8 protein-coding genes and 1 pseudogene are annotated in these 13,292 nt (G+C 71.9%); 6 read left to right on the top strand and 3 right to left on the bottom strand.

Going from position 1 to position 13,292, the window contains the following annotated elements:
- Window positions 1-118 precede the first annotated feature (118 nt).
- Together ACFXB5_RS09200 and ACFXB5_RS09195 are read right to left on the bottom strand one after the other, a co-directional pair.
- A pseudogene (locus tag ACFXB5_RS09200) lies at window positions 119-778 on the bottom strand (aldo/keto reductase); the annotation flags it as partial.
- A 271-nt stretch (window positions 779-1,049) separates the two neighbouring features.
- The gene (locus tag ACFXB5_RS09195) at window positions 1,050-1,601 is read right to left on the bottom strand and encodes a hypothetical protein (protein ID WP_201852408.1); all 552 of its coding nucleotides are present in this window, start codon (window positions 1,599-1,601) and stop codon (window positions 1,050-1,052) included.
- A 390-nt stretch (window positions 1,602-1,991) separates the two neighbouring features.
- On the opposite strand from ACFXB5_RS09195, the gene ACFXB5_RS09190 reads away from it, so the two are divergent.
- The gene (locus tag ACFXB5_RS09190; RefSeq protein WP_385204394.1) at window positions 1,992-2,996 is read left to right on the top strand and encodes a hypothetical protein; all 1,005 of its coding nucleotides are present in this window, start codon (window positions 1,992-1,994) and stop codon (window positions 2,994-2,996) included.
- Window positions 2,997-3,121: 125 nt separating this feature from the next.
- Here the strand turns inward: ACFXB5_RS09190 and serC are convergent, their stop codons facing one another.
- A complete protein-coding gene (serC, locus tag ACFXB5_RS09185) occupies window positions 3,122-4,240 on the bottom strand; it encodes a phosphoserine transaminase (protein WP_385204392.1) in 1,119 nt (372 codons plus the stop codon).
- A gap of 416 nt (window positions 4,241-4,656) precedes the next feature.
- Here serC and ACFXB5_RS09180 point away from each other — a divergent pair, with 416 nt between their 5' ends.
- The 5 genes from ACFXB5_RS09180 to ACFXB5_RS09160 form a co-directional block, all read left to right on the top strand.
- Window positions 4,657-7,557, top strand: coding sequence for an FAD-binding and (Fe-S)-binding domain-containing protein (locus tag ACFXB5_RS09180; protein WP_385204389.1), 2,901 nt, complete (start codon window positions 4,657-4,659; stop codon window positions 7,555-7,557).
- Between the two features lie 206 nt (window positions 7,558-7,763).
- A complete protein-coding gene (locus tag ACFXB5_RS09175; protein ID WP_385204386.1) occupies window positions 7,764-8,642 on the top strand; it encodes a TIGR03084 family metal-binding protein in 879 nt (292 codons plus the stop codon).
- Window positions 8,639-10,342 (top strand): acyclic terpene utilization AtuA family protein, encoded by a 1,704-nt coding sequence (locus tag ACFXB5_RS09170; protein WP_385204384.1) that lies wholly within the window; start codon window positions 8,639-8,641, stop codon window positions 10,340-10,342. Before ACFXB5_RS09175 ends, ACFXB5_RS09170 begins: the two co-directional genes overlap by 4 nt.
- Window positions 10,343-10,421: 79 nt before the next feature.
- Window positions 10,422-12,020 carry an acyl-CoA carboxylase subunit beta gene (locus ACFXB5_RS09165; protein ID WP_385204381.1) on the top strand — a complete coding sequence of 533 codons (1,599 nt, stop codon included), beginning with the start codon at window positions 10,422-10,424 and terminating at the stop codon, window positions 12,018-12,020.
- A 230-nt stretch (window positions 12,021-12,250) separates the two neighbouring features.
- Window positions 12,251-13,292 (top strand): biotin carboxylase N-terminal domain-containing protein (locus ACFXB5_RS09160; RefSeq protein ID WP_385204378.1); only part of this gene is annotated, 1,042 nt, incomplete at its 3' end.

Raw genomic sequence — 13,292 nt, 5'->3', positions numbered from 1 at the left:
ACTTCACCCTATCTTTCTTACCCCCCCCGGTGGTTTATCCCCGCGGGGCGCACGGGCCCGGGGGGGGGGGGGCCCCCCCCCCCCCCCCCCGCGCCCCCCCCCCCCCCCCGCCGAGCAGCCCGCCGTGCAGCGGCGACCAGGGGATGATGCCCACGCCATAGCCCTGCGCGGCCGGGATGACCTCCATCTCGGCGCGGCGCTCGGCCAGGTTGTACAGGCACTGCTCGCTGACCAGCCCGTACGAACCACGGCGGGCCGCGGCCTCGTTGGCCTGGGCGATGTGCCAGCCCGCGTGGTTGGAGGAGCCCGCGTAGACGATCTTGCCCTGCTGCACGAGGACGTCGATGGCCTGCCAGATCTCGTCCCACGGGGTGGAACGGTCCACGTGGTGGAACTGGTAGAGGTCGATGTAGTCCGTGTTGAGCCGCTTGAGGCTGGCTTCCACGGCCCGGCGGATGTTCACGGCCGAGAGCTTGTCGCTGTTGGGCCAGGGCTCACCCTCGGCGGCCATGTTTCCGTACACCTTGGTCGCCAGGACCGTCTTCTCGCGCCGCCCGCCGCCCTTGGCGAACCAGCTCCCGATGATTTCCTCGGTGCGGCCCTTGTTCTCGCCCCAGCCGTATACATTGGCGGTGTCGAAGAAGTTGATGCCCGCGTCGAGCGCGGCATCCATGATCGAGTGGCTGTCGGCCTCCTCCGTCTGCGGACCGAAGTTCATGGTGCCGAGGACGATACGGCTGACCTTGAGACCTGTGCGTCCGAGCTGCGTGTACTCCATGGGGATCAGCCAAGCCGTTGGAGTGCGCTCTAATCAAGGGGGGCGGGCCGGGTGCCCGGTCATCGGCGGCGGCAGGGCCCCGGCCGAGAATTCCCCGTGGAATTCCCCATGGAACCCGTGGAAGAAAACCCGAAAGCCCGCTTTTTGGCCCCCCGTGCGGTCAAAAAGCGGGCGTCTTTGGGGTTTCGCGGCTTCGGTCGGAATTCAATCGAGCATGATCGCCGGAGATGGCCGCTGAGTATGGTCGCCGAATGCGACCGGTCTTTTCGGATTACCGGGCGGCGCGGGACTTCATAAAGCCGAGAACGCCGAGCGCGAGGGCCATCAGTGCGCCGACCAGGACCATGTAGAGCCCCGGTCCCGCGGTCATGTCGTACAGCTTCGCGGCCTGCTCCGCGGCCTTCTCCGCGACCTGCTGCGACACCCCCTCCTCGTCCTTCAGCTTCTGGACGACCAGCCGCTCGGTGTCCGCCATGTTGATGACCGCGACAATGGCCATGGCCAGCCCCAGAACGCCGCCGACCAGGTAGAGCGCCGCCTTCTTGGTGGCCATGGCGGCGATGAACAGGATCGCCGCGACCAGGGCGATGATCAGCGTGATGATGCCGTCGCCGTCGATGCCCTTGATGCCCCCGGTGGCGCCCTCGGCGTCGGAGATCACCCAGTTCACCATGGAGCCGACCAGCGCGATGACCGAGCCGACGATCGCGAAGATCGCGATCTTCTTGGACGGCGCGGCCGGTGCCGCGCCATGGTTCGGGGCACCGGCGGAATGCGTGGGCGGCGCGGTTTGCGCATAAGAGGACTGGCTGTATTCGCTCATGAGCTCAGACCGTAAGCGGGGCCTTTCTGCATTGCAATGCCGCCGCCCGCTATGCCGTCAATGACCGATAAATTTCTCGCCGAAATAATCCTCGGATGAGATCAAATAATCTCGGGGTTATTTCGGGGTGGCCGCCCGCACAAATAATTGACAGACGTTATCTGCCCGTGATCGCGGAAGTCATGCGCGATCATGGGAGTCGGGCTTGATCATGGGAGTCGGGCTTGATCGCGGAAAGCCAGGCCTGGGCGGAAGGCGGAGGCCCTGTCCGGGCGGAGGCCCTGTCCGGGCGGCAGGTCATGCCCGGACCGGAAGCCGTGCGTGGCCGGAGGGGGCCCTCGGCGTGGTTCCGGCGCCGGACGCCCCCGGCGGGATGGCAGGCTTGGGCCCATGCGTCCGCTTCCGTTCGTACTCGGTGCCGCCGCGCTGCTGGCCGTGTCCGCAGCCGCCCCGGCCGCCGCCGACGACTCGTCGTCGCCGTCCCCCTTCACGATCCAGGATTCACGGATCACCGAGTCCAGCGGCCTCGCCGCGAGCCGTCTCCACCCCGGCGTCTACTGGACGCACAACGACAGCTCGGACGGCCCGTACATCTATGCCGTGGATGGCAGGACCGGGAAGACGGTCGCGCGGGTCACCCTCCGTGGCATAGGGGATCCCCGCGATGTGGAAGCGATCTCGATAGGGCCGGACGGCAATATCTACGTCGGCGATATCGGCGACAACCTGGGCGGTCAGTGGTCCCATGTGTGGATCTACCGCTTCCCGGAGCCGAAGCAGCTGAAGGACACCACCGTCACCGCGACCCAGTTCACCGTCAAGTACCAGGGTGGGCCGCGCAACGCCGAGGCGCTGATGGTCCATCCCAAGACGGGCCGTGTCTACATCGCCAGCAAGAGCGACGAGGACGGCGGGCTGTACGCCGGACCGACCACGCTGAGCCCCTCGGGAGTGAATGTCTTCCAGCGGGTCTCCGACATCGACATGGAGGTCACGGACGGGGCGTTCTCCCCGGACGGCACCCGGCTGGTGCTCCGCGGCTACTTCTCGGCCGCCGAGTACCGCTGGCGGAACGGAAAGCCGACGCGGCTGGAGGAGGAGCCGGGGCTGCCGCTCCAGCGGCAGGGCGAGTCGGTCACCTTCACCCCGGACGGCGGCACGCTCATGTACGGCACCGAGGGCGCGGGCTCCAAGGTGACGCCGGTGGACCTGGGCGGGGAGCTGCTGCCGGACGCCACCGCGAAGGAGCAGAAGAAGAACGGGGAGTACTCCGACCGCGTCGACGGCAAGCTGGCCGACGGCGAGAAGAACGGCAACCTGGTCAAGGCCGGGCTCACGTTCGTCGGCGCGCTGGTGGTGTTCCTCGGCCTGCGCAAGCTCTTCCGCCGGAGCTGAGCCCGGGGCTGCGGAGCCGAGCCTGGGGCCGGTCGTCAGCGCATGCGAAGGGGCCCGCGGCCGGTGGTCGGCCGCGGGCCCCTGGCGCTCGGAGCGAACTCTCAGAGGTCGCTCGGAGCGAGCTCTCAGAGGTGCTCGATGACGTAGTCCACGCACGCCGTCAGGGCCTCGACGTCCGCCGGGTCGACGGCCGGGAACATCGCCACCCGCAGCTGGTTGCGGCCCAGCTTGCGGTACGGCTCGGTGTCCACGATGCCGTTGGCCCGCAGGGCCTTGGCGACCGCGGCGGCGTCGATCTCGTCGTTGAAGTCGATCGTGCCGACGACCTGCGACCGCTTGGCCGGGTCGGCCACGAACGGGGTGGCGAACTTGGACTCCTCGGCCCAGCCGTACAGCGTGCGCGAGGAGGTCGCGGTGCGCCGCACCGCCCAGTCCAGACCGCCCTGGCCGTTGATCCACTTCAGCTGGTCGTCCAGCAGGAAGAGCGTCGCCAGCGCCGGGGTGTTGTACGTCTGGTTCTTCAGCGAGTTGTCGATCGCGGTCGGCAGCGAGAAGAACTCGGGGACGTGCCGGCCGGAGGCGTGGATCCGGGCGGCGCGCTCCAGCGCGGCGGGCGAGAAGACGCCGATCCACAGGCCGCCGTCGGCCGCGAAGGACTTCTGCGGCGCGAAGTAGTAGACGTCCGTCTCGGCGATGTCGACCGGCAGACCGCCCGCCCCGGAGGTGGCGTCCACCAGCACCAGCGCGCCCTCGTCGGCGCCGGCCACCCGCTGGATGGGCATGGCGACACCGGTGGAGGTCTCGTTGTGGGTGAAGGCGTAGACGTCCGTGCCGCTCTCGGCGCGCGGCTCCGGGTGGGTGCCGGGGTCGGAGGTGATCAACGTGGGCTCCTCGAGCCACGGCGCCAGCTTCGCCGCCTTGGCGAACTTGGAGGAGAACTCGCCGAAGGACAGGTGCTGGGACTTGGTGTCGATCAGCCCGTGGGTCGCGATGTCCCAGAAGGCGGTGGAGCCGCCGTTGCCCAGGATGACCTCATACCCCTCCGGGAGTTGGAAGAGCTCGCGCACCCCTTCGCGTACGGCGCCGACGAGGTTCTTGACCGGGGCCTGGCGGTGGGAGGTGCCCAGCAGGGAGCTTCCGGTCGCGGCCAGGGCGCTCAGCGCCTCGGTGCGCACCTTGGAGGGGCCCGAGCCGAAGCGTCCGTCGGCGGGCTTGATGTCATCGGGAATCCGGATCTCAGCCACGAGCCGAAGCCTAATCCGTCGGCCGCCGCGGTCCGACCGTCCGTCCAGCGGGTGAGACGGTATGTCCACATCTTGTTGACGCGCGAGGATGTGCCGGTATGAGGGATGTGCCGGTATGAGGGATGTGCCGGTATGAGGGATGTGCCGGTATGAGGGATGTGCCGGTATGAGGGATGTGCCGGTATGAGGGATGTGCTGGTATAGGGGCCGATCGCGGAACATGGCGGCCGTAAGGCGGCCATGCGGGCCATGCGGGCCATGCAGGCCACGCATTGGCGACCATGAAGCGGCCATGCGCCGAGGCTGTGAAGCGTCCGTGTACGGGCCATGCACAGGTCATGCATGCTGACCATGAAGCGGCCATGAATCGGAATTGGACATTCTCATCGGCCGCCTCGCCGTGGACCATGGAGGGCATGGCTGATCACCAGGCAGACGAGCTGGAGCAGGCGCTGCGACGAGCCGTTCGCGGGGACGTCTCCTTCGATACGGCGAGCCGGGCCCTGATGACCATGGACGCGTCGAACTACCGGCGGGTGCCCGCCGGGGTAGTCGCGCCCCGCGACGGCGACGATGTGGCGGCGGTGCTGGCCGTCTGCCGGGAGCGCGGGGTGCCGGTGGTCGCGCGCGGCGGCGGGACCTCGATCGCGGGCCAGGCCACCGGGCTCGGCGTCGTCCTCGACTTCACCCGCCATATGCGCGGCATCCTCTCGCTCGACCCCGAGCGGCGCACCGCCGTCGTCCAGCCGGGCGTGATCTGCGACGACCTCCGTACGGCGGCCGGCGCCCATGGGCTGACGTTCGGCCCCGACCCGTCCACCCACAGCCGCTGCACCCTCGGCGGCATGATCGGCAACAACTCCTGCGGCTCCCACTCCGTGGCCTGGGGCACCACCGCCGACAACGTCCACGAGCTGGACGTCCTCACCTACGGCGGGGAGCGGGTGCGCGCCGCCCAGGGCCTCCACGACCTGCCCGCCCGGCTCCGTGACGGCATACGGTCCCTGGCCGGTCAGCATCTGGCCCTGCTGCGCACCGGCTTCCCGGAGCTGCCCCGCCGGATCTCCGGCTATGCCCTGGACGAGCTGCTGCCCGAGAAGAACGCCGACCTCGCCCGCGCCCTCACCGGCAGCGAGGGCACCCTCGGCGTGGTGACCGAGGCGACCGTAAGGCTGGTGGAGGCGCCCGGCGCCCGCGCCCTGGCCGTGCTCGGCTACCCCGACGAGAGCGCGGCGGCCGAGGCCGCGCACACCCTGCTGCCGTACGGTCCGCTGACCGTGGAGGGCATGGCCGCCGATCTGGTCGCCGGGACGACCGGGCTGCCCAAGGGCGGCGCCTGGCTGTTCGTGGAGGTCGGCGGCGCCACCCGCGAGGAGGCGCTCTCCCGCGCCCAGGAGGTGGCCCGCGCCGCCGCCGAGGCCACCACGGACCACACCGTGGTCGCCGACCCGGCCGGGCAGCGCGCCCTGTGGCGGGTGCGCGAGGACGCCTCCGGGACCGCCACCCGACTGCGCATTCCGGGTAGGGCGGACGGCGGCGAGGCCTGGCCCGGCTGGGAGGACTGCGCGGTGCCGCCGCCCCGGCTCGGCGCGTATCTGCGCGACTTCCGCGCCCTGATGGCCCAGCACGGGCTGCGCGGCACGCCGTACGGGCACTTCGGGGACGGCTGCATCCACGTCCGTATCGACTTCGACCTGCTGACCGAGCCCGGTATCCGGGTCTTCCGCGCCTTCTCCGCCGACCTCGCCGATCTCGTCGTCGCCCACGGCGGCTCGCTCTCCGGCGAACACGGCGACGGCCTGGCCCGCGCCGAGCTGCTGCCGCGCATGTACGGGACGGAGATGGTCGGCCTCTTCTCCCGCTTCAAGGACCTGTGGGACCCGGAGGGCGGCCTCAACCCCGGCGTCCTGGCCCGCCCGCAGCGCTTGGACCAGAACCTGCGCTTCGATCCGCTGCCGAGGCGCCCGGTGGACGTCGAGTTCGGCTATCCGCATGACAAGGGCGACTTCTCGGCGGCCGTCCGGCGCTGCGTGGGCGTCGCCAAGTGCCGTAACGAGTCGGTGTCCGGCGACGGTGTGATGTGCCCGTCGTACCGCGCCACCGGCGAGGAGAAGCACTCCACACGCGGCCGCGCCCGGCTGCTGCACGAGATGCTCGCGGGCGAGGTCGTCCAGGACGGCTGGCGCTCGGAGGAGGTACGGGACGCGCTCGACCTGTGCCTGTCCTGCAAGGGCTGCCGCAGCGACTGCCCGGTGGAGGTCGACATGGCCACCTACAAGGCGGAGTTCCTGCACCACCACTACGAGGGCCGGCTGCGCCCCGCCGCCCACTACTCGATGGGCTGGCTCCCGCTGTGGCTGCGCGCGGCGTCCCTCCTGCGGGCGGCCCCGGCGGCCAACGCCCTGGCCGGGGTGAGCCCGCTCGCCACCCTGGCCAAACGCCTGGGCGGCATCGCCCCCGAACGCGATATCCCGGAACTGGCCCACGAGCCCTTCACGAGGTGGTGGCGCGACCGGGTCCGCGAGGCGGCACGCGAGACGGGGTCCGGACGGGTAGCGGCACGCGAGACAGGAGCCGGACCGGTATCCGAACCGGGACGGCCCGAGCACGGACGGACCGTCGTCCTCTGGCCCGACACCTTCACCAACCACCTCTCCCCGTCCGTCGGCCGGTCGGCGGTCGCCGTGCTGGAGGCGGCCGGACTGCGGGTGGTCGTCCCGCCGAAGCCCGTGTGCTGCGGGCTGACCTGGGTCTCCACCGGCCAGCTCGACCGCGCCCGCACGGTCATGCGGCGCACCCTGGACGTCATGGCCCCGGCCCTGGACGCGGGGCTCCCGGTGGTCGGCCTCGAACCCAGCTGCACCGCCGCCCTCCGCACCGACCTCCCCGAACTCCTCACGACCGACCCGCGCGCCGCGCGCCTCGCCGAGTCCGTCTCGACGTTCGCCCAGACACTGGAGCGGTACGCCCCCGACTGGCAGCCCCCGAGGATCGACCGCCCCGTCGTCGGCCAGACCCACTGCCACCAGCACGCCGTCCTGGGCGACACCGCCGAACGCCGCCTCCGCGAACGCGCCGGCCTTACCGGCACCTTGAGCGGCGGCTGCTGCGGCCTGGCGGGCAACTTCGGCTTCGAGGACGGCCACTACGAGGTCTCGGCGGCCTGCGCCGAGGAGCAACTGCTGCCATCCGTAAGGGCAGCGGACCCCGGCACCGAGGTCCTGGCGGACGGCTACTCCTGCCGCACCCAACTCACCCAGCTGGCGGGCCGGAAGGGCCGCCACCTGGCCGAGGTCCTGGCGGAGCGGCTGCCGTAGGCCCCACTGCCTGTGCGTCGAGCCGACCAGGCCCACTGTCGGCGCGCCCTGACGGACTGTCTCAACCGGCTGAATCATGCAAGCGTGCTTGATTGTTTCTCGTCGCGCTGCCACCCTCGCTCGACGAGAGCACTCGACGCACTCGACGCACTCGGCGAGGGCAAGAGAAGGCCGACACACGACAGACCCGACGACGGGAGCGACGCGTGTCCGAGACGGAGGCTCTGCTCGGCGATCTGCGGGCGGAGGGGGACGAGTTGGACGGCCTGGTGGCCGGGCTCGGGGGCGCGGAGTGGCGGATGGCGACGCCCGCGCCCGGGTGGACCATCGCCCACCAGATCGCCCATCTCGCGTGGACCGACGAGCGGGCCGTACAAGCCGCCGAGGACGTCCAGGGGTTCGCGGACGAGGTGCGCCGGGCGTGGGCCGCGCCGGACGCGTTCGTGGACGAGGGCGCCGAGCGCGGCGCGGCCGAGCCGCCCGAGGTGCTGCTGGGCCACTGGCGCGAGGGGCGGGAGCGGCTGCTCCGGACGCTGGCCGCGCAGCCGCCGCGTGCCCGGCTGCCGTGGTACGGGCCGCCGATGAGCGTGATGTCGATGGCGACCGCCCGGCTGATGGAGACCTGGGCGCACGGCCAGGACGTCGCCGATGCCCTGGGCGTGCACCGGGCCCCCACCGCCCGGCTGCGCCATGTGGCCCGGATCGGCGTCCGGGCGCGGGGCTACGCGTACGCGGCGCGGGGGATGGAGCCGCCGGCCGAGGAGTTCCGGGTCGAACTCACCGCCCCGGACGGTGAGGTGTGGGCGTACGGGCCGGAGGGCGCCGGTCAGCGGGTCACCGGGCCCGCGCTGGACTTCTGTCTGCTGGTGACCCAGCGGGCCCACCGCGACGATCTGGCCGTACGCGCCGAAGGTCCGGACGCGGACCGCTGGCTGGACATCGCCCAGGCGTTCGCGGGCCCGCCCGGCAAGGGTCGCGCCCCGGGGCAGCGGACGGAGCACAGCGGTGGTGATGCCTCAGATGACGCCGCAAGCCCCACCCCGCAGAGCGACGTTCCCGGACACCGCCCCGGAGGCGCCCCGTGACTCCTCCGCCCCGCCCCCTCCGTATCGGCAACGCCTCCGGCTTCTACGGCGACCGCTTCGACGCGTTGCGCGAGATGCTCACCGGCGGGCCCCTGGACGTGCTGACCGGTGACTACCTCGCCGAGTTGACCATGCTCATCCTGGGCCGGGACCGCGCCAAGGACCCCGCGCGGGGCTATGCCACGACCTTTCTGCGCCAGCTCGAGGACACCCTGGGGCTCGCCATGGAGCGCGGCGTACGGCTCGTCACCAACGCGGGCGGGCTCAATCCGGCCGGGCTGGCGGACGCGATCCGCGAGCTCGCCGAGCGGCTCGGGATCGGCTGCCGGGTGGCCCATGTCGAGGGCGACGACCTCCTCGGCGCCCGCGACTGGGGGCCCGGCGTGGTCACCGCCAACGCGTATCTCGGCGGGGCCGGGATCACGGCCTGTCTGCGCGGTGGAGCGGACGTGGTGGTCACCGGGCGGGTGACGGACGCCGCGCTGGTGACGGGCCCGGCCGCCGCGCACTTCGGATGGGCCGCCGACGACTGGGACGCGCTCGCCGGAGCCGTGGTCGCCGGGCACATCCTGGAGTGCGGTACCCAGGCGACCGGCGGCAACTACTCCTTCTTCGCCGAGCACGATGTCCGCCGCCCCGGCTTCCCCCTCGCCGAGATCCACCCCGACGGCTCCAGCGTGATCACCAAGCATCCGTACACCGGCGGCGCCGTCACGGTCGGGACCGTCACCGCCCAGCTCCTCTACGAGACGGCGGGCGCCCGCTACCCGGGCCCGGACGTCACCGCCCGGCTGGACTCGGTGCGGCTGGCCCAGGACGGCCCGGACCGGGTGCGCGTCCACGGCGTACGGGGCGAGGCGCCGCCCCGCACCCTCAAGACCGGCCTGACCCGGCTCGGCGGCCACCGCAACGAGGTGGTGTTCGTGCTCACCGGCCTGGACATCGAGGCCAAGGCGGCGCTCGTACGGGACCAGATGGAGGGGGCGATGAGCAAGTGCCGCCCCGCAGAGGTCCGCTGGACCCTCTCCCGCACCGACCATCCCGACGCGGCCGTGCAGGAGGAGGCGAGCGCACTGCTGCGGCTGGTGGTGCGCGACCGGGACCCGGAAGCGGTGGGCAGGGTGATCAGCGGCGCGGCCGTGGAACTGGCCCTCGCCAGCTACCCCGGCTTCCATGTCACCGCCCCGCCCGGAAAGGGCTCGCCTTACGGCGTCTTCGAGGCCGTGGAGACCCCGGCCGACACCGTGCCGCACTCCGCCGTGCTGCCGGACGGCTCCCGGCTGTCCGTTCCCCCGGCCCCCACCCCAGCCGCCGGTGGCCCGGTGCCGGAGCCCCCACTGCCGTTGCCGCCCCCGCTGCCGCCGGGCCCGACCCGCCGCGCCCCGCTCGGCGCGGTCGCCGGGGCCCGCAGCGGCGACAAGGGCGGCAGCGCCAACATCGGCGTCTGGGCGCGCGGCGAGGCCGCCTGGCGCTGGCTGGCCCACACCCTCACCACCGACCGGCTGCGCGAACTGCTCCCGGAGACGGCCGAGCTGAACATCACCCGCCATCCGCTGCCCCGGCTGCGGGCTCTCAACTTCGTCGTGGACGGCCTGCTCGGCGAGGGCGTCGCCGCGCAGGCCCGCTTCGACCCCCAGGCCAAGGCCGTCGGCGAATGGCTGCGCTCCCGCCATCTGGACATACCGGAGGTATTGCTGTGAACGCCCGTTCCGGTCTCTGGGCCGCAGCCGTTGGCGATGGGCCGTCCTCTCGCCGCCTGGACATACCGGAGGTATTGCTGTGACCGTGCTCGCGTCCGCGCTCGACCCCGCAGGCGCCGACCACACGGCCCATCGGGAGGCGATGCTCGCCAAGCTCGCCGAGTTGGAGGGCGAGCACGCCAAGGCGCTCGCCGGGGGCGGTGAGAAATACGTCCAGCGCCATCGCAAGCGCGGCAAGCTGCTGGTCCGCGAGCGGATCGAGATGCTGCTGGACCCGGACACCCCCTTCCTGGAGCTGTCGCCGCTGGCCGGCTGGGGCAGCGACTATCCGGTGGGCGCCTCGATCGTCACCGGCATCGGGGTGATCTCCGGTGTGGAGTGCCTGATCAGCGCCAACGACCCGACGGTACGCGGCGGGGCCAGCAACCCCTGGACGCTCAAGAAGGCGCTGCGCGCCCATGAGATCGCCCGCGCCAACCGGCTTCCGCTGGTCAGCCTCGTCGAGTCCGGCGGCGCCGATCTCCCCTCCCAGAAGGAGATCTTCATCCCCGGTGGGGCGATGTTCCGGGATCTCACCCGGCTGTCCGCTTCCGGAATCCCCACGATCGCCGTGGTCTTCGGCAACTCCACCGCCGGGGGCGCGTACATCCCCGGGATGTCCGACCACGTGATCATGGTCAAGGAGCGCTCCAAGGTCTTCCTGGGCGGTCCGCCGTTGGTGAAGATGGCCACCGGTGAGGAGAGCGACGACGAGTCGCTGGGCGGCGCCGAGATGCACGCCCGCACCTCCGGGCTCGCCGACTACTTCGCCACCGACGAGCCCGACGCGCTGCGCCAGGCCCGCCGGGTCGTGGCCCGCCTCAACTGGCGCAAGGCGCAGTCCGATCCGGGGCCCGCCGAACCGCCGAAGTACGACGCCGAGGAACTGCTCGGCATCGTTCCGAGCGATCTGAAGGTCCCCTTCGATCCGCGCGAGGTGATCGCCCGGATCGTCGACGGCTCGGACTTCGACGAGTTCAAGCCGCTGTACGGGCGCAGCCTGGTCACCGGCTGGGCGGAGCTGCACGGCTACCCCGTCGGGGTCCTGGCCAACGCCCAGGGGGTGCTGTTCAGCGAGGAGTCGCAGAAGGCCGCGCAGTTCATCCAGCTCGCCAACCAGCGCGACATCCCGCTGCTCTTCCTGCACAACACCACGGGCTACATGGTCGGCCGCGACTACGAGCAGGGCGGGATCATCAAGCACGGCGCCATGATGATCAACGCCGTCTCCAACTCCCGCGTCCCGCATCTGTCGGTGCTCATCGGCGCCTCGTACGGCGCCGGTCACTACGGGATGTGCGGCCGGGCGTACGACCCCCGCTTCCTCTTCGCCTGGCCCAGCGCCAAGTCCGCCGTGATGGGCCCGCAGCAGCTCGCCGGGGTGATGTCGATCGTCGCCCGGCAGTCCGCCGCCGCCAAGGGGCAGCCGTACGACGAGGAGGCCGACGCCGCGCTGCGCGCCATGGTGGAGCAGCAGATCGAGTCCGAGTCGCTGCCGCTCTTCCTCTCCGGGCGGCTCTACGACGACGGCGTCATCGACCCGCGCGACACCCGCACCGTGCTCGGCCTGTGTCTGTCCGCCCTGCACACCGCGCCGGTCGAGGGCGCGCGCGGTGGCTTCGGCGTCTTCCGGATGTGAGTGAGGAACCGTGAGCCGTGCCCGTTTGTCCGCCTGTTCGCTCGCTTCGTCCGCCGTGTTGGTGCGGGGTGTGTGTCGGGGTTTCGCTTCGGCGTCTTACGTCATGTGGGTGAGGAACCCGTGAGCCGCGCCTGTTTGTCCGCCTGTTCGCTCGCTTCGTCCGCCGTGTTGGTGCGGGGTGTGTGTCGGGGTTTCGCTTCGGCGTCTTACGTCATGTGGGTGAGGAACCCGTGATTCGTTCCCTCCTGGTCGCCAACCGCGCCGAGATAGCGCGGCGTATCGTCCGCACCTGCCGTGACCTCGGCATCGACACCGTCGCGGTGCACTCCGACGCGGACGCCGACGCGCCCCACGCGCGCGAGGCCGACTCCGCCGTAAGGCTGCCGGGCGACGCCCCGGCCGACACCTATCTGCGCGGCGATCTCCTGGTGAAGGCCGCCCTGGCCGCCGGGGCCGACGCCGTCCACCCCGGCTATGGCTTCCTCTCCGAGCACGCCGACTTCGCGCGCGCCGTAAGGGCCGCGGGGCTGCTGTGGGTGGGGCCGCCGCCCGAGGCGATGGAGGCCATGGCCTCCAAGACCCGCGCCAAGGAGATCATGCGCAAGGCGGGCGTACCGCTGCTCGATCCGCTCGACCCGGCCGAGGTCACCGCCGGCGATCTGCCCGTGCTGGTCAAGGCGGCGGCGGGCGGCGGCGGCCGGGGCATGCGGGTGGTGCGCGAGCTGGCCGCGCTCCCCGCCGAACTCGACTCCGCCCGCGCCGAGGCGGCCTCCGCCTTCGGCGACGGCGAGATCTTCGTGGAGCCCTATATGGAGGGCGCCCGCCATGTCGAGGTCCAGGTGCTCGCCGACACCCACGGCACCGTGTGGACCCTCGGCACCCGCGACTGCTCCCTCCAGCGCCGCCACCAGAAGGTCATCGAGGAGGCCCCGGCCCCCGGGCTGGCGGAGGAACTGCGGCGCACCCTGGCCGAGTCGGCGGCGAACGCGGCGCGCGCGATCGGCTACGAGGGCGCGGGCACGGTGGAGTTCCTGGTCTCGCCCTCGGGGCGGGCGTACTTCCTGGAGATGAACACCCGCCTCCAGGTCGAGCACCCGGTCACCGAGGAGATCCACGGCCTCGACCTGGTGGCGCTGCAACTGCGGATCGCGGAGGGGGAGCGGCGGGGGGGCCGGCCCCCCCCCCCCCCCCCGGCCCCCCCCCCCCCCCCCCCCCGCGCCCCCCCCCCCCCCCCCCCCGGGGCGGCCCGCCGCCGGGGACACGCCCCGCCCG

This window comes from Streptomyces sp. NPDC059455 (genome assembly GCF_042750115.1).
Taxonomy (GTDB): Bacteria; Actinomycetota; Actinomycetes; order Streptomycetales; family Streptomycetaceae; genus Streptomyces; species Streptomyces endocoffeicus.
The sequence above is the reverse complement of the archived record's forward strand: the minus strand, read 5'-3'. Positions and strand labels throughout refer to the sequence as shown.

What these genes read in the sequence shown, in the direction of transcription:
- ACFXB5_RS09180 (WP_385204389.1), top strand. Translation starts at nt 4,657, where the DNA reads ATGGCTGATCACCAGGCAGACGAGCTGGAGCAGGCGCTGCGACGAGCC.
- ACFXB5_RS09190 (WP_385204394.1), top strand. Translation starts at nt 1,992, where the DNA reads ATGCGTCCGCTTCCGTTCGTACTCGGTGCCGCCGCGCTGCTGGCCGTG.
- ACFXB5_RS09195 (WP_201852408.1), bottom strand. Translation starts at nt 1,601, where the DNA reads ATGAGCGAATACAGCCAGTCCTCTTATGCGCAAACCGCGCCGCCCACG.